This is a genomic window from Acinetobacter sp. GW821-FHT01E09, assembly GCF_059422385.1.
In genome coordinates this window covers 3,622,884-3,640,923 of record NZ_JBWKWU010000001.1, presented here as the reverse complement: position 1 = coordinate 3,640,923, position 18,040 = coordinate 3,622,884, and the positions used below count along the sequence as shown (strand labels likewise).

The 18,040-nt window shown below is 39.8% G+C and carries 10 protein-coding genes; 9 read left to right on the top strand and 1 reads right to left on the bottom strand.

From position 1 onward, the window contains the following. Position 1 precedes the first annotated feature (1 nt). The 5 genes from tgnC (at position 2) to AC07U8_RS16515 (ending at position 6,328) form a co-directional block, all read left to right on the top strand. The gene (gene tgnC / locus AC07U8_RS16535) at positions 2–1,471 is read left to right on the top strand and encodes a (Z)-2-((N-methylformamido)methylene)-5-hydroxybutyrolactone dehydrogenase (RefSeq protein WP_494738307.1); all 1,470 of its coding nucleotides are present in this window, start codon (positions 2–4) and stop codon (positions 1,469–1,471) included. A 307-nt stretch (positions 1,472–1,778) separates the two neighbouring features. Then, positions 1,779–3,179 (top strand): purine-cytosine permease family protein, encoded by a 1,401-nt coding sequence (locus tag AC07U8_RS16530; RefSeq protein WP_419285306.1) that lies wholly within the window; start codon positions 1,779–1,781, stop codon positions 3,177–3,179. Continuing rightward, on the top strand, positions 3,166–4,338 hold the full coding sequence (locus AC07U8_RS16525; protein WP_494738306.1) for a hypothetical protein: 1,173 nt from the start codon (positions 3,166–3,168) through the stop codon (positions 4,336–4,338). The genes AC07U8_RS16530 and AC07U8_RS16525 overlap by 14 nt, the downstream gene beginning before the upstream one ends. Before the next feature lie 146 nt (positions 4,339–4,484). After that, positions 4,485–5,942 carry an NAD-dependent succinate-semialdehyde dehydrogenase gene (locus AC07U8_RS16520; RefSeq protein WP_494738305.1) on the top strand — a complete coding sequence of 486 codons (1,458 nt, stop codon included), beginning with the start codon at positions 4,485–4,487 and terminating at the stop codon, positions 5,940–5,942. After that, entirely contained in the window at positions 5,939–6,328 is a 390-nt protein-coding gene (locus tag AC07U8_RS16515) for a carboxymuconolactone decarboxylase family protein (protein WP_209827541.1), read from the top strand. Before AC07U8_RS16520 ends, AC07U8_RS16515 begins: the two co-directional genes overlap by 4 nt. A gap of 198 nt (positions 6,329–6,526) precedes the next feature. Here AC07U8_RS16515 and dsdC read toward each other — a convergent pair whose 3' ends face one another. Beyond that, positions 6,527–7,468 carry a DNA-binding transcriptional regulator DsdC gene (gene dsdC, locus AC07U8_RS16510; protein WP_494738304.1) on the bottom strand — a complete coding sequence of 314 codons (942 nt, stop codon included), beginning with the start codon at positions 7,466–7,468 and terminating at the stop codon, positions 6,527–6,529. Positions 7,469–7,820: 352 nt separating this feature from the next. On the opposite strand from dsdC, the gene AC07U8_RS16505 reads away from it, so the two are divergent. From AC07U8_RS16505 to AC07U8_RS16490, 4 genes are all read left to right on the top strand, one after another. Continuing rightward, positions 7,821–8,750, top strand: coding sequence for an OmpA family protein (locus AC07U8_RS16505; protein WP_419262155.1), 930 nt, complete (start codon positions 7,821–7,823; stop codon positions 8,748–8,750). A gap of 74 nt (positions 8,751–8,824) precedes the next feature. Then, positions 8,825–14,266, top strand: a complete 5,442-nt coding sequence (locus AC07U8_RS16500) for a cadherin-like domain-containing protein (protein ID WP_494738303.1) — start codon at positions 8,825–8,827, stop codon at positions 14,264–14,266. A 268-nt stretch (positions 14,267–14,534) separates the two neighbouring features. Beyond that, positions 14,535–15,743 (top strand): TolC family protein, encoded by a 1,209-nt coding sequence (locus tag AC07U8_RS16495; protein ID WP_419262153.1) that lies wholly within the window; start codon positions 14,535–14,537, stop codon positions 15,741–15,743. Positions 15,744–15,789: 46 nt separating this feature from the next. Next, complete coding sequence (locus AC07U8_RS16490; RefSeq protein WP_494738302.1) at positions 15,790–17,973, top strand: type I secretion system permease/ATPase; 2,184 nt, start codon at positions 15,790–15,792, stop codon at positions 17,971–17,973. Positions 17,974–18,040 lie beyond the last annotated feature (67 nt).

Here is an 18,040-nt window from a genome sequence, read left to right as displayed (position 1 = left end):
TATGGCTTCTCCATTTCAGTTATATATTAATGGTCAGTTTGAGGATGGTGCTGCGCAATTTGACAGTATCAATCCAGCAACTGGGCAGGTTTGGGCAAAAATGCCAGAAGCTCGAACAGCTGAGGTTAATCGTGCGGTTTCTGCTGCATCTCAGGCTTTAAAAAACGCGGCTTGGTCAGGTTTAACCGCTTCACAACGTGGAAAATTGCTTTATAAACTTGCGGATTTGATAGAAAAAGCTGCACCGCAACTGGCACAGTATGAAACGTATGACACTGGTAAAATCATTCGTGAAACCTCAAGCCAAATTGCTTATGTGGCTGAGTATTATCGTTATTACGCAGGTATTGCAGACAAGCTAGAAGGTCGCTATTTACCGATTGATAAGCAAGACATGCAAGCTTGGACTATTCGTGAACCTGTGGGTGTAGTCGCTGCGATTGTGCCGTGGAACAGTCAATTATTTTTATCCGCTGTCAAAGTCGGTCCTGCTTTAGCGGCAGGCTGTACGGTTGTGTTAAAAGCCTCAGAGCAAGGACCAGCACCATTACTGGCATTTGCTCGCTTGATTCATGACGCTGGTTTTCCAGCAGGTGTCGTGAATGTGATTACGGGTTTTGCAACTGAATGTGGAGCGGTTTTAACGCGTCATCCTGAGGTTGCGCATGTGGCATTTACTGGTGGTCCTGAAACAGCACGACATATCGTACGTAATTCCGCCGAAAACCTTGCCAAAGTATCGCTTGAACTGGGTGGGAAATCACCATTTATTGTTTTTGCAGATGCCGATTTGCAAAGTGCTGTAAATGCACAAGTCGCTGCGATTTTTGCCGCAACGGGGCAAAGTTGTGTTGCTGGTTCACGCTTACTGATCGAAGAAAGTATTAAAGATGAGTTTCTTCAACGTTTGGTTGAGCGGGTTCAACGGATCAAAATTGGTTTGCCGGATGATATGGCAACGGAATTTGGTCCACTGTGTACTTTAGCTCAACGCCAGAAGATTGAGCAAGTGGTGGCAAGTTCAATTCAGCAAGGTGCAAAACTACTCACAGGTGGACAAGCCATTGATCGTGCAGGTTATTACTATCCACCTACAATTCTGGATTGTAGTGATGCTCCGCAGGCCGATTGTGTCATGACTGAATTGTTTGGCCCTGTATTGTCGGTGGTTAGTTTTCGCACTGAAGCGCAAGCAATTCAAACAGCCAATCATACTGCATATGGACTTGCCGCTGGGATATTTACCCATAACTTAAGTCGTGCTCATCGGATGACCAAAGCGATTCGGTCAGGCATTGTTTGGTTGAATACCTATCGGGCAGTTTCACCACTCGCACCTTTTGGTGGTCATGGTTTATCTGGTCATGGTCGTGAAGGTGGTTTTGAGGCGGTATTCGATTACACCACGACAAAAACCGTTTGGTTACGTACTTCAGATGAACCTATTGATGATCCTTTTGTGATGCGATAAATCTTAAAAGGTCTGATTTAGAAATTTTAACTTCAAGGATGAAATATATGCACAACACTGAAATCCCATAAATTTTACTGTGGTTTAAAAATACCTTTTGTTGAGCTTTTAAAAAGCCTCAACTGGAGCACTTTTATCTTTTTTTAATGATTGATTAAAACTGCTGAAAATCAATGTGCAGAATAAGAGCAATAAAGGTCAGGTCATCTCGCGATGGTGCTGACAAGGCAGGTTGTGAAACCTAGGTTTATGCTCACAAATAAATTGATATTGAGGAAAATGAATTCCTCAAAGAGAGATTAAGGATATGAATCAAAATGAAAAAAATGCTTTTGTGATAGAAAGCCATTCAATTGACTATGTCGATCCATCAGAACGCCATGGAAAAGTTCGGGATCTTTTTACCCTGTGGTTTTGTACCAATATCGCACCCTTAGCGGTGATTACCGGTGCAATGTCAATGTTAACGTTTAATCTAAGTTTGGTCAGCGCTTTAATTGCAATTTGCGCTGGGCATTTCTTTGGGGCCGCAATTTTGGCATTGACTTCAGCTCAAGGACCACAAGTGGGGATTCCGCAAATGATCCAGAGCCGCGCACAGTTTGGGCGTTATGGTGCATTGTTGGTTGTATTATTTACTACCCTGATTTATTTGGGGTTCTTTATTTCAAATATTATTTTATCTGGCAAAACTTTACATACCGTTGTACCTGCAATACCTGTACCGATGGCCACGGTGATTGGGGCAATTGCTGCAACCACGATTGGTATAGTGGGTTATCACCTTATTCATAAGTTCAATAAGATTGGCACGTGGTTTATGGGAGGTGCATTATTAATTGGTCTGATGATTATGCTTCCACATATCAATGCAGATGTCTTGGCAAAAGGTGCTTTTAATATGAAAGGCTGGTTTGCCATGTTTGGTTTATGCGCTGTTTGGCAAATTAGTTTTTCACCCTATACCTCAGATTATTCAAGATATTTACCTAAAAGTATCGGGATTTTTAAGCCTTTTATTTTTACCTATTGGGGCGCATCTCTAGGAACGATTTTTGCCATGGTATTTGGCACAGTGGCAGTCAGTATCGGTTCTACTACAGATGCAATGGAAGCGGTCAAATCGGGAACAGGATTGTTTGGCTATGCACTGATGATTTTATTCCTCTGTAATATTATTGGTCACAATGCCATGAATTTATATGGCGCGGTCTTATCTTGTATTACATCGATTCAAACCTTTGCCGGTCAATGGATACCAAGTAAAAATATTCGTGTGGCTTTATCTATTGCGGTACTTGTTCTCGCTACATTTACTGCGCTTTGGGCATCCAGTAACTTTATTAGTTTCTTCCTCAATGTGGTTTTTGCCTTGCTATTTATCTTGGTGCCGTGGGTATCGATTAACTTGTTGGATTTCTATGTGGTGAATAAGAAATCCTATGATATTCACTCTATTTTTGCTCAAGATGGTGGCATTTACGGCAAGTTTAATGCAAAAGCTTTAACCGCCTATTTTATTGGGATTGCAATTCAAATCCCATTCCTGACCAATGCATTTTTTACAGGACCTTTCGCCAACGTTATTCCAGATGTTGATGTGTCATGGGTGATAGGTTTAGTGGTTAGTTTTGTTGTGTATTACCTATTTAATCTTGGAAAGATTAAAGGGGGATTAGAAAGGAATCTGCAAAATGAAAAAAAATAATTTACAACTGATCGTTGCTTCAATTCTCGTTGCTTTTATTTCGCCATGTTATGCAGGAATCAGTTTTGGTGATCGTAATAGTGAAACTGGTCAGCTCACAGTATCGGGTTATGTGCGAGGTAATTACCAACTTAAGCAGTATGGTGAAAATGCCGATGATCAAAAAATTCGTTTTGATGCAGCACAACTCAAACTAGATTATGCGCGTGGTGATCTGTTTGGACATGCTGAGTATAGATGTTATCAATATGAACGGTTGTGTGACTTTTCGACCATGATTGATGCTTATGTGGGGTATCGTCTCAATAAAACCGATCAGCTTGTAGTCGGGATGCAACCGATTCCATTTGGTCCAGGACGTTTCTGGGGCAATAGTCTATTTGGTAGTATCAATACCACTGCAGGTTTGGAAGATGTACATAATGTTGGTGTGAATTATCATGCTGAATTGCCGACAGCAACCAAGTTTGATTTAGGTTATTTTGCTATAGATGGTGGTCATTATTCAGGAACATATACACCTAATTCAGGGCGTTATACTGCGAATTATGTGCGTTCAGATGATGAGTCACAAACCAATTTACAGGAAAAAAATATGTGGGTTGGGCGTATTACGCAGGATATACCTTTAGCTGTTGAGGGGCTGAATACACAGATCGGTGCATCATACTGGATCTCAGAAATTGACAATAAAAAGACCAATCAAACAGGTCGTCGTAAAGCGTGGTCAGTATTTAGCAAACTCAATTATGGTACTTTAGGACTGACATTAACAGGAGGTGAAAATGACATCAGCAATAAAGATCTGATTCACCCTGATACCTCGTTGATGGGATCGTATGACAGTGAATATGCTGTTGCCAATAAAGCAACTTATTATACCGCTGACCTTGGATATACCTTTAAAGATGTTCAACAGATTGGCAATATTACCCCTTATTTTATGCACAGCCGTTACAACAAAGATCTGTCAGGATCACAAGATTCTACGCGTAATATTTTAGGCGTCTCGATTGATCATAAACAGCTTTCTTTGCTTGCTGAATATATCTTGAGTAAAAATGATCCATTTATTGGCGGTAATATTTCATCACTGGCGCAGGGTGATGATAACAAATGGAATAAGTTGTTGAATTTGACTTTATTCTATTATTTCTAAAACAAAGCAAATCACATTCGGGCAACCGAAAATTTTTTTCACGATTTTTTTGGTATGCCATCATACAAGATGATGAGAAATAGATCATTGATCGACTGATTTGATGATCTATTTCCCCATACCAGAGTCTAACAAGGATAATTTGTATGCAACTTAATGCAATGCCACTTTTCCATCAACAGGCTTTCGTTGCTGGTCAATGGTGTGATGCCGATAGTCATCAAAGCGCTGATATTTATAACCCAGCAACACAAGAAATAATTGGAAGCGTGCCAAATATGGGCAAGGCAGAAGCTGAACGGGCGATTAAAGCTGCTGTTACAGGTTGGGCAGCGTGGAAAAACAAGACTGCAAAAGATCGTTCAATCATTTTAAAAAAATGGTTTGAATTGATGATTGAAAAGGCGGATGAGCTGGCATTTATTTTAACCAGTGAACAAGGCAAACCTTTAGCGGAGGCGAAAGGAGAAATTTTATATGCCGCCAGTTTTGTCGAGTGGTTTGCTGAAGAAGCGAAGCGTGTGTATGGCGATGTTATTCCAAGTCCTTATACCGATGCACGTATTGTTGTACAGAAACAAGCAATTGGTGTTGTCGCAGCAATTACGCCTTGGAATTTCCCAGCTGCAATGATTACCCGTAAAGTTGCACCAGCATTGGCAGCGGGTTGTCCGTGTATCGTGAAGCCCGCACCTGAAACGCCATTTACAGCTTTAGCTTTGGTGGATTTGGCCGTTCAGGCGGGAGTGCCTGCTGATATTTTTAGTGTGATTACTGGTGATGCAGTAAGTATTGGCGATGCAATTTTTGAAAGTCAAGAGGTGCGTAAGTTTACTTTTACCGGTTCTACCCCTGTGGGAAAGCTGCTTTATCAACGTTCAGCACAGACCTTAAAGAAAGTATCTCTTGAATTAGGGGGAAATGCGCCGTTTATTGTTTTTGATGATGCCGATTTAGATGCAGCGGTTGAAGGTGCACTGATTGCAAAGTATCGCAATGCAGGTCAAACCTGTGTTTGTGTCAATCGTTTTCTGGTACAAGCTGGGATTTACCACAAATTTATTGCTGGATTAAGTGCAAAGGTGAACGCTTTAAAAATTGGTAATGGTTTAGATCAAGGGATTGAAATTGGTCCCTTAATTAATAGCAATGCTGTTAAAAAAGTCGAAGCGCATGTTGCAGATGCATTAGCCAAATCGGCGCGTTTGGTTACAGGCGGTAAACGACATCATGCAGGCGAATTGTTTTATCAACCCACTATTATTGCTGATGCCAATGCAGATATGGATGTTGCTACACAAGAAACATTTGGTCCTCTTGCCGCCGTATTTAAATTTGAAACCGAACAACAAGCCGTAGACATGGCAAATGCCACGGAATTTGGTTTAGCTGCATATTGCTATACCAAAGATTTAGGACAGGCTTGGCGCATGAGTGAACAGCTTGAATATGGCATGGTTGGAATCAATAAGGGGCTCATCTCAAATGAAGTTGCTCCTTTTGGCGGAATGAAGCAGTCAGGTTTAGGCCGTGAGGGATCTAAATATGGAATTGAGGATTATCTTGAAATCAAATACACCTTATTTGGAGGATTAAGCACATGAGCAATGACAAATTTGAAAAAGGCCTCGCAATTCGTAAACAAGTGTTGGGTGAAGCCTATGTAAATCACTCCATCAATAATGCCGATGATTTTAATTTACCTTTACAAGAGCTGGTTACGGAATATTGCTGGGGTGCAGTTTGGGGGCGTGAAGCGTTGAGTAAGCCTGAACGTAGTTTGATTAATCTTGCGATGATTTCTGCGCTTAATCGTCCACATGAATTGAAATTACATGTTAAAGGTGCATTGAGAAATGGTTTATCTAAAACTCAAATTCGTGAAGTGTTTTTGCAAGTTGCCATTTACTGTGGTGTACCTGCGGCAGTCGATAGTTTCCGTATTGCGAAAGAGGCAATTTTAGAATATGAACAAGAACGTAATGAATAAAACGTTATCGGTTATGCGAATGTCCTCTTCTCAGTGAATGTTATTTGTATAAAAAATCTATGTTTCGTCAGAGTGGATCAACCATATCTTTCTGACGATTTTTAAGTATGTGAATATAAAACCATTTAAAAGCAAAAGGTACTCGATTTATAAATGAGTACAACATTGATTTGATGATGATTTTATCAGCCAGTCATTTTAGTCCTGACTCATGGTTTGATTTTTGAGCCATAGACTAAAGGCCTCAATTTTTGGCCAGTGGCGATCTTTCAGTGAAGTGATATAGTAATGTTGCTCGCAGAGTAAAAACTGATCAGGGAATGGTGCGATTAGTTCGCCATTTTTAATGGCTTTTTCAACCAATCGTTTTCTCCCCATTGTCACTCCAAGGTTATTTTTGGCAGCAATTGAGGCGAGATCTGAGCGATTGAAGTAAAGCGCTGAAGGGGTATCAATATTGATATTAAAATGTGCGGCCCAACTGTCCCATTCACCTGTTCCAGTCTTATTACACCATGCATGGCTGTCATGAAGTAAAGTACACTGGTTTAAATTCTCCCAATTGTCTACAAGGTTGAATTTTTCAGCATACTCAGGACTACATACAGGTAAAATATGTTCATCCATTAGGTATTGATAATTCAATTGCGGGCAGGGTTGGTTATCAAAATAAAGTGCTAAATCTATCCCTTCTCGTTGCAAATTAACATTTTCATTGCCAGTCAAAATGGACAATTCAATAAAAGGATAGCGCTGTATAAAGTCAGACAGTTTGGGAACCAACCAATTTTGTGTAATCGATGGCCTAGCATAAATCGTGAGTGGTCCAGATAAAGTTTGATTTTGGATGGCCTTAATTTCAGTATTGAGATGGCCTAAAGAAGACTGCAATGCCCAAAAAATGTGCTTGCCTTCAGCCGTGAGTTCAACTTTACGGTGTAAGCGTAAAAATAGTTTTATATTGAGTTCTTTCTCTAATAAATTGATTTGGTGGCTAACAGCACTAGGTGTTAAACATAACTCTTTTGCTGCTAATGAAAAAGACTCATGCCTTGCAGCTACTTCAAATGTATGAAGTTTAGATAATTGAAAACCTGTTAATGACTTATCTAAGTTCATCACTTTATTGCTCGCTGTCATATATTTTATAATTCATGTGAAATATTAAATAAAAATTTTAAAATAGATACTGCTATCTAAATCAAAATATATTTAAAGATCAATATTTAACCTTATGTTTTTTCAGATGAATTATTTTAACCCAAAGGCAAATTTTTATCATTTGACGTATGAATCTTAATTCATTATTTTTGCGTACCTTAAATATTAAACCGTGAAATATGTCACGAAAAAACGTGTTTTTAGGCAGCCTTACTGAAATTTAAAATATTGGTCTCGCTGTCTAAAAGGTTTTTATGTGCAACCTCTACGAAGCTTAAAGGTTTCGTTATAGAGGTTTTTTACTTTTAAATTCTGTAAGGAACAAATTTTAATGATGGTCACAAATAAAGGCTTGTTGGTCACAACACTACTCCTCAGCTCAATCTTGTCTGGATGTGCTGTAAAAGGTGGTAGTAATGGTACGGCTGTTGAAAAGTGGCATAACTTTGAAAATCAAAAAATTAATGAAAAAGTAAATAAAAATAAAGCAAATGTTGTTTTTGTTCGTGATGAGAAAATTGAGGGAAAAGCGGTAAATATTTTTGTAGGTGGAGAATATTTGGCTTCATTGTTACCCAATGCTTATAAAGAGCTTGAAGTTTGCCCTGATAACCAAAAGTTGGTTGCAATTGAAACGGATGTCAAAGATCGCTATGCAACCAAAGAAAAAGGCGGGCAATACTATAATTTACCTCTCGAAAAAACGACCTACTTACGTGTGAGTCTGGATCAGAATGGGCAGACTTATTTCTTAGCAATGAATGAGGATGAAATTAAAAAAGCTCAGCAGCATTTAAAAGAACAAGTCCATACCTTGCCACGTGTTGATCGCGATTTAAAGTGTAAGCCTACCGTTAAAATGTTGAAGAAATTTACATTACAAGCTGGCGCTTTGTTTCAGTTTGATAAATCAGATGAAGCAAATATGTTAACTCAGGGTAAACAAGAAATTAAGGATGTTGCAGATGCCATTCGTAATGAAACAGCCGAGATTAGCCATATAGATGTTATTGGTTATACAGATCCAGACGGTACGGAAAGTTATAACCAAGTGTTGTCAGCACATCGTGCGCAAAGTGTAAAAAATATGATGATAAATTATGGTCTATCTGCTGATTTAATTTCCGCAGAAGGTCGTGGCAAAACAAATTTATTGATCACGGATTGTTCTGAAAAACACACTCAAAATCGTACTGCGCGTTTGGCATGTAATCAGCCGAATCGTCGAGTTGAGATCCTTCTTTATGGTACTCAGCCGTAATTACGCTTCATTTCAAAACTTAGTATTTTGATTCTATTAATTAATGCTTAATTATTGAAATTAAGGAAATAAACGTGACTGTAAAGAATATTGTTCTCAAAATTAATGCTAAAAAATCAACACTCGATACCTTGAATATTGAAGGGGGCGAGTTTGGTCGTGGTTCTCAAGGTAAACCATTAAAAATTGCTGCAAAAGCAAATGTTCATTATGAGTTTACTGATAAGGAAACTCAATTTGGGCCAGAAAATATTGCGACTAAACGCCATGATAAGGATTTGTGGATTAGTTTCGAAGGTGGGGATGTTGATCAGCCAGATCTGATTATTGAAAACTATTATTCTGCAAATGGTGAGTTGGGCTATTCAGAAGGGGAGTCTAACTTACTGATCGGTCAGCATGAAAATGGCAAATATTACCCTTATGTTCCAGAAAGTGCAGAAAAAAGTGATGCAGTGAGTTTGCTTGCGGATCAAGTTGAAGCAGGTCAGGCTTTAGGTGGTGAAGAAGTTGCAGCATTTTGGGCCTTTAATCCATTATGGTTATTGGCTTTGGTTCCGATAGCGGCAGTGGCTATTGGTCAAGGTCATGATAACAATAAAAAATCTCCAGTAATTGAACATCCTCAGCATGTTCCTATCGCAGAAAAAGACAGTGCTGAAACTAAAGAAAATACACCCGTAATTATTGATGTGACTGCAAATGATACTGATAAAGATGGTGACTTAGATCCAAGTACGGTGGTGATCAGCAAACAACCACAGCATGGTACTGTCAGCGTTGATCCAATCACAGGCGAAGTGACCTATACCCCAAACAAAGGTTATGTTGGTCCTGATGTGTTTGAATACACAGTCAAAGATAAAGCGGGGAATGTTTCAGACCCTGCAACTGTAGTGGTTGAAGTAAGTGCAAATCCAGTTGCAGTTGATGATAGTGCTGAAACTAAAGAAGACACCCCAATCATTATTGATGTGACTGCAAATGACACTGATAAAGATGGTGACTTAGATCCAAGTACTGTAGTGATCAGCAAACAACCACAGAACGGTACGGTCAGCGTTGATCCAGTCACAGGTGAAGTGACTTATACCCCAAACAAGGGCTATGTTGGTCCAGATGCATTTGAATATACAGTCAAAGACAAGGCTGGCAATGTATCTGATCCTGCGACTGTGGTAATTGATATCACCGCCAATCCTGTTGCGGTTGATGACAGTGCTAACACCAAAGAAGACACCCCAATCATTATTGATGTGACTGCAAATGACACTGATAAAGATGGTGACTTAGATCCAAGCACTGTAGTGATCACGAAACAGCCGCAGAACGGTACTGTTAGTGTTGATCCAATCACAGGTGAAGTAACCTATACTCCAAACAAAGGTTATGTTGGTCCAGACCAGTTTGAATATACCGTCAAAGACAAAGCTGGCAATGTTTCTGATCCTGCGACTGTGGTAATCGATATCACCGCTAATCCAGTTGCAGTTGATGACAGTGCTAACACCAAAGAAAACACACCTGTGATCATTGATGTGACTGCAAATGATACCGATAAAGATGGTGACTTAGATCCAAGTACGGTGGTGATTAGCAAACAACCACAGCATGGTACTGTCAACGTTGATCCAATCACAGGTGAAGTAACTTATACCCCAAACAAGGGTTATGTCGGTCCAGATGCATTTGAATACACCGTCAAAGACAAAGCGGGGAATATCTCTGATCCTGCGACTGTGGTAATTGATATCACAGCTAATCCAGTTGCGGTTGATGATAGCGCTGAAACGAAAGAAGACACCCCAATTATTATTGATGTCACTTCAAATGATACCGATAAAGATGGTGACTTAGATCCAAGCACTGTGGTGGTCACGAAACAGCCTCAGAACGGTACGGTCAGTGTTGATCCAATCACAGGCGAAGTGACCTATACCCCAAACAAGGGCTATGTTGGTCCAGATGCATTTGAATATACCGTCAAAGATAAAGCTGGGAATGTGTCTGATCCTGCGACTGTGGTAATTGATATCACCGCTAATCCAGTTGCAGTTGATGACAGTGCTAACACCAAAGAAAACACACCTGTGATCATTGATGTGACTGCAAATGATACCGATAAAGATGGTGACTTAGATCCAAGTACGGTGGTGATTAGCAAACAACCACAGCATGGTACTGTCAACGTTGATCCAATCACAGGTGAAGTAACTTATACCCCAAACAAGGGTTATGTCGGTCCAGATGCATTTGAATACACAGTCAAAGACAAAGCTGGCAATGTATCTGATCCAGCGACTGTGGTAATTGATATCACCGCCAATCCAGTTGCGGTTGATGATAGTGCTAACACTAAAGAAGATACTCCAATCATTATTGATGTGACTTCAAATGATACCGACAAAGATGGTGACTTAGATCCAAGCACTGTGGTGGTCACGAAACAACCACAGCATGGTACTGTCAGTGTTGATCCAATCACAGGCGAAGTAACTTATACCCCAAACAAGGGTTATGTCGGTCCAGACCAGTTTGAATATACAGTCAAAGACAAAGCGGGGAATGTGTCTGATCCTGCAACTGTAGTGATTGATATCACCGCCAATCCAATTGCAGTTGATGACAGTGCTAACACCAAAGAAGATACCCCAATCATTATTGATGTGACTGCAAATGACACTGATAAAGATGGTGATTTAGATCCAAGCACTGTAGTGATCACAAAACAGCCTCAGAACGGTACTGTTAGTGTTGATCCAATCACAGGTGAAGTGACTTATACCCCAAATAAGGGTTATGTTGGTCCAGATGCATTTGAATATACAGTCAAAGACAAGGCTGGCAATATCTCTGATCCTGCGACTGTGGTAATCGATATCACCGCTAATCCAGTTGCAGTTGATGACAGTGCTAACACCAAAGAAAACACACCTGTGATCATTGATGTGACTGCAAATGATTCCGACAAAGATGGTGATTTAGATCCAAGCACTGTAGTGATCATGAAACAGCCTCAGAACGGTACGGTCAGCATTGATCCAATTACAGGTGAAGTGACTTATACGCCAAACAAGGGTTATGTCGGTCCAGATGCATTTGAATATACAGTCAAAGACAAAGCTGGCAATGTTTCTGATCCTGCAGCTGTAGTGGTTGAAGTGAGTGCAAATCCAGTTGCAGTTGATGATAGCGCTGAAACTAAAGAAGATACCCCAATCATTATTGATGTCACTTCAAATGACACTGACAAAGATGGTGATTTAGATCCAAGTACGGTGGTGATCAGTAAACAACCGCAGCATGGTACTGTTAGTGTTGATCCAATCACAGGTGAAGTGACTTATACCCCAAACAAGGGTTATGTTGGTCTAGATGCATTTGAATACACAGTCAAAGACAAAGCGGGGAATGTATCTGATCCAGCGACTGTGGTAATTGATATCACAGCTAATCCAGTTGCGGTTGATGATAGCGCTGAAACTAAAGAAGACACCCCAATCATTATTGATGTCACTTCAAATGATACCGATAAAGATGGTGACTTAGATCCAAGCACTGTAGTGATCACGAAACAGCCTCAGAACGGTACGGTCAGCGTTGATCCAATCACAGGTGAAGTGAGTTATACCCCAAACAAGGGTTATGTCGGTCCTGATGCATTTGAATATACAGTCAAAGACAAAGCTGGCAATGTATCGGATCCAGCTCACGTAACTTTAGATATAAGCCCTACAGGTACCTTAACCGAGATACTCAAAGAAGCTGATTTAGGAGATGGTTCAACAGCCGCTGTTGTAAATGGTGAATTGAGTTTAGATAACCCTAGTAATGTTGACATTAGCGATATCTTAATGACATTGCCAACAGTGGATGTCACTTCTGGTGGTGAGACAATAAACTGGACTCAAACAGCAAATGGCGGCTTAGTTGGAACCACGCCAAGCGGTCAAGAAGTGATGTCGATTACTTTGGGTACACCAGTGACCAGCAATGGTAAAACCACAATTCCTTATGAAATTGGTCTTAAAGCGCCAGTGGATCATGTGGGTGAGAACAGTGAACGTTTAGATCTTGATTTTGGTATCAATACCAATATTGGCGATGCTAACCTCATTATTACTGTGGAAGATGATAAATCAGTAGCAGCGCCAATATCTGTAGTTGCAGATGGTGAGACGACTTTTTATGCGAACGTGATCATTAGTCTGGATCTCTCTAGCAGTATGGGTGCAAGAGATAGCGGTATTCCAGATCCGGTAAATGGTGGCGAGAAAATGCGTATGAACGCAGCTGTCGAAGCGATTGAAACGATGCTAGATAAGTATCAGGAGCAACTTGACAGTGTAGCCCCAGGTAATGGAGACGTGAAAGTGAATATCATTGGCTTCTCAAAATTAGCCAAGCATCTTTCGCTACCTGGTCAAACAGATACATGGGTGTCATTAGATGACGCCAAGAAAATTGTGAAAGGATTATATAATTTTGGCACTCGACCAAAAGATATTGGTGTAGATACCAACTACGATGCGGCTTTACAAGAAGTTATTCATAGTTATTTGAATAATCAAGGTGCTGGTCCAGTTGTCGGTGTGGACGGTGCTAAGGTGAACAATAGTTTGCTCTTTGTCAGTGATGGTATTCCAAACTTTGGTAATGGCACGGATGGCGTACGTGGTATCCAACCAACGTCACCATCAAATTATGAACCAGGCAATCAAAATATCGATATCGGTGAAGATAAGTGGACAGCGTTCTTAAAAGAACAAAACATAAAATCTATTGCGATTGGTATTGGTCCTCAAATGGATGAGGGTGCAGATTTCTTAAAACCAATTGCTTTCGATGGCGAAAAAGGCACCAACAAAGATGGTTCGAGTGACATTATTATTTTGAAAGATATGTCTGATCTCGGCGGTATTATGTCTGAGTTGGTTCCAGAAGCTACTGATACTCAGGGGTCTATTCGTACGGATGATGTGGGCAATATTGTTTCATCTTTCGGTGCCGATGGTGCTGGTCAGTTAATCATTCAGATTGATGGGTATGACTATACTTATGACTATGCAACAAATCAAATCACCAGTAGCAATAGCAATGCGAGTATTTGGCAAGATGCTGGTAATGGTGTACTGATGGTGAAAACAGAGATCGGTGGTAGCTTTAAATTAAATATGTCTGCAGATAAGTTTGGTGACTTTAGCTATAACCCAGCTCCGACTCGTCCTGTAGGTAAAACCCAAGAAGAGTTTACATTTACACTTGTCGATAAAGATGGCGATAAATCTAGTGATAAATTGCTCATTGATATTCAATTAATTCCTGAAGCAAGTGCTAGTAAAACAGCACTGAGCATGAGTAATCAGTTGGATCATTTAGAGGTTTTTAATGCAGTTGGTCATACTTTAGATGGCTTTGCCAATACGCCAAATCCAGCCGAAGCTGTGAATACAAACCATATCAATGTCTCACAACATTTAGAGCAACTCAGTGTTGAGCAGCCTAACTTAATTTAAGTCTAATTAAGCCGCACAAAAAGCATTTTCTACATTTTGTAGCGAATGCTTTTTGTATATTTATCTGGGTTTTTTAGTGTGGTTTGGCATGCACGTGATGGTGCTATACCTCATTTAAATAATACTTCAATGCAAATTTATTAAAAATACAGTTAAAACAAATGGTTATTTTTTTATAGCCATTGATTGTATTTCTGGTAGCCGATAGAACTCATCAATGCAAATGAATAGAAAACTGACACGGTCAATATCTCTGTGTTTTATAGGGATGTTGGCAATACATGGCCCATTGGTACATGCAGCGACGTTAAAAGAGATACTCAAACAAGCGCTGGTCAATGATCCTGTGATACAGGAGGCTCAGGCAAATGTGTCTTTTGCACATAGTACGATGCAGACGACTAAGGCTGAACATTATCCGATTGTCAGTGCTATAGGGACTCAAGTACTCGGTCAACAACATAAATATGAAAGTAATGCGCGAGAAACGCATTTTGCTCCTGGTCTACGCGCGACCGTCAATGTTTATGCTTGGGGTGGGATCGAAGCAGCCGTTGATCGAGATAAGAAAAAGGAAGCTTATTATCAATATACTGCTGAACAAACCAGAGAAGACCTTGGTTATAAAATCAGTACATTGTATTTAACCGCATTAAGGACCAAAGAGTCTTTGGTTGTTGCAGAACGAAATTTAAAACGTCACGATAAAATGCTGCATGATTTAAATATTATTGTGCAACATGATTCAGGTCGGCTCAGTGAGTTGGCCCAAGCTCAGGCACGTCGACTAAAAGTAGAAACAGGTATTGCTGAATTACGACGTACTTTAGGTTTAACTGTGAGTCGATTAGAAGTTTACACGCAAGATTTTTTAGCACCAGATACGATTGTTGATCCTTTTTATGGAATGGCATCTCAAGATTTTATTACCCAATACCATCGTGCTGAAGTTGATCAAATACCCAGTTATTTAGCACAAAAAGCAGAACATGAAAGTGCACTTGAAGATATTAAAGTGTCTAAAGCGGCTCAAATGCCAAGTATTAATTTAGAAGGGACGGCAAGTCCAGATAATAAAGAAATCTATTTAAGAATGTCATGGGACATCTTTAACCAAGGTTCAAAGCATAAGATCTCACAGAAAAATCAAACCAAGATCGCTGTAGCGTCGCGTATGCAACAAAGCTTACGCGATACCATTGAACGTAGTCGAACAGCCATGTTCGATATGTCTCAAAATGAACAACGCGTTAAATTAGTGAATCAATATATTGATGTTCAACAAAAAGTCGTTTGGGCTTATGAACAACAATTCAAAATCTCTCGTCGAACATTAATTGATGTACTTGATGCTTATAACGAGCTTGCAAATATTGAAGCAACAGAAGTAGAGGCTCGTAATGATTTTAGAGCTGCGACTTTAGAGTATTTATTGGCTCAAGCCAAAATCAGTCAGTGGGCTGGTGTCACAAACTAACTTGGTTTCCCGATTATTTTCAAAGTATTTATTTAAGTAGAACAACATGAAATCTATTATTTCACATATCGCATTAACGACTAAATTATTAGGTAGTCCGATTAGTGAAGCTGCTTTATTGGCAAGGGTTGGGCGTGATCAAGATTTAAAGATTGATTATGGCACGCTCACAGAAGTTTTACGGAGTTATGGTTTTGATAACCAATTGTCGAAGCGATCTTTACAAGATATTCCAACACTTGCTTTACCTGCCACGATCTTATTAAAAAATGAAGAAGCTGCGGTGATTACCGAAGTTACATATCATGCTGACCAACGGACTTATCATTTATTGCAAACAGATGGGATGACCAAAGTCATCACTGCAATGCAGTTGGAACAATTGTACTTAGGATTTTGTTGGTTTATTAAGCCAAAAGTTCAATCAGATTTACGTTCTGATTTACCAGAATATCATTTGCCTAAAGCTTGGTTTTGGAAGGTGATTTGGCGATTTAGAAAATATTATTATCAAGTTGTATTGGCAACACTGATGATTAATTTTTTAGCTTTATTAAGTTCACTATACGTTATGAATGTATATGACCGTGTTATTCCAAACCAAGCTTTTGAAACATTATGGGTGTTAAGTATCGGTGTGATCATCGCAATTAGTTTTGAGTTTATTTCTAAATTAATTCGTTCTTATTTAACTGATATTGCAGGTAAAAAAGCAGATTTAATTATTAGCTCAGCACTCTTTAGACGCGTTATGCAGTTACGTTTGGTCGATCGTCCAAGTTCGGCTGGGGCCTATGCCAATAATCTACGTGAGTTTGAAGCGGTTCGCGAGTTTATGACTAGTGCGAGTTTACTGACCATTGTTGATTTGCCTTTTTTATTTTTATTTATCAGTGTGATTGGATTAGTCGGTGGCAAGCTGGCCTTTGTGCCCTTGGCCTTAATCCCAATTATGATTGCAGTGGGCTTCTTTGTGCAAAGACCATTGGCTCGCTATATCAATGAGTCTATGAAGGAGTCATCTCAAAGACAAGGTTTGGCAGTTGAAGCAATTGATGGAATCGAGACGTTAAAAACCAATAATGCCACAAATTGGGCGCAGCAACGTTGGGATAATTTCACTGCAAAAACTTCTGTATCTTCAATTAAAGTTCGAAATTTAAGTAATTTGGTGGTGAATTTTGCCGCAAGTATGCAGCAGTTAAATACCGTCTTCTTGGTGGTATTCGGGACTTATTTAATTCACAGCAGTAATCCCGATTATAAAATTACCATGGGGGCTTTGATTGCTTCGGTGATTTTATCTGGTCGAGCACTTGCGCCATTATCCCAAATAGCCAGTTTAGCGATTAAATTTCAGTCAGCCAAATTGGCCTTACAAGGGATTAATAATATTGTTGCAAGACCTATTGAGCGCGATCCTAGCCGTCAATATATCAGTTTAGCATCGGTCGAAGGTCAGATCGCTTTTGAGCATATCCAATTTCAATATCAACGAGATGCAGCACCAGCAGTCAAAGATACAACCCTAAATATTAACGCAGGTGAAAAAGTTGCCATTTTGGGACATATTGGGAGTGGAAAAAGTACTTTATTAAAACTCGCAAGTGGTCTTTATGAGGCCAATGCTGGTCATGTTACTTTAGACAATATTGATATACGTCAAATCGACCCAAGTGATTTACGAAGCAAAGTCAGTTTACTTAGCCAAAGCCCTCGCTTATTTTTGGGTACGCTTAGGGACAATCTCGAATTGGCAAGAACTGATCATTTTTCAACTGATCAACAGTTAATGCATGTCTTACATCAGTTTGGCCTCGATAAGGTGATCAATCAGCATCCGCAAGGCTTAGACATGCAACTCGGTGAAAACGGCTTAGGGTTATCTGGCGGGCAAAAGCAACTCATTGCTTTAGCAAGATTAACCTTACGTGATCCACAAGTTGTACTGCTTGATGAACCCACCACTGGACTAGATCAAGAAACAGAATTATCTGCCTTAGATGCGCTTCAAAACTGGGCAAAACAAAGAACATTATTGGTGGTTACCCATCGTCCTCAAGTCCTTGCATTGGTTGATCGTATTATTGTGATGGAAAATGGCGCCATTACGATGGATGGTCCTAAAGCAGAGATTCTTGCCAAATTAGTTCAACAACAGCCGCAAAATATTCCTCCTGTAAAACCCAAAGTTCATCGGGTGAGTGTAAGTGCTCGGATCCGTAAATAACCTGATGCTTTAAACGTCAAAATTTGGTCGGATGAGAAATGATGTTGTTATGATTATGCAGATTAAG

What these genes read in the sequence shown, in the direction of transcription:
- AC07U8_RS16490 (WP_494738302.1), top strand. Translation starts at nt 15,790, where the DNA reads ATGAAATCTATTATTTCACATATCGCATTAACGACTAAATTATTAGGT.
- AC07U8_RS16505 (WP_419262155.1), top strand. Translation starts at nt 7,821, where the DNA reads ATGATGGTCACAAATAAAGGCTTGTTGGTCACAACACTACTCCTCAGC.
- AC07U8_RS16515 (WP_209827541.1), top strand. Translation starts at nt 5,939, where the DNA reads ATGAGCAATGACAAATTTGAAAAAGGCCTCGCAATTCGTAAACAAGTG.
- AC07U8_RS16525 (WP_494738306.1), top strand. Translation starts at nt 3,166, where the DNA reads ATGAAAAAAAATAATTTACAACTGATCGTTGCTTCAATTCTCGTTGCT.
- tgnC (WP_494738307.1), top strand. Translation starts at nt 2, where the DNA reads ATGGCTTCTCCATTTCAGTTATATATTAATGGTCAGTTTGAGGATGGT.
- AC07U8_RS16495 (WP_419262153.1), top strand. Translation starts at nt 14,535, where the DNA reads ATGTTGGCAATACATGGCCCATTGGTACATGCAGCGACGTTAAAAGAG.
- AC07U8_RS16520 (WP_494738305.1), top strand. Translation starts at nt 4,485, where the DNA reads ATGCAACTTAATGCAATGCCACTTTTCCATCAACAGGCTTTCGTTGCT.
- AC07U8_RS16530 (WP_419285306.1), top strand. Translation starts at nt 1,779, where the DNA reads ATGAATCAAAATGAAAAAAATGCTTTTGTGATAGAAAGCCATTCAATT.
- dsdC (WP_494738304.1), bottom strand. Translation starts at nt 7,468, where the DNA reads ATGACAGCGAGCAATAAAGTGATGAACTTAGATAAGTCATTAACAGGT.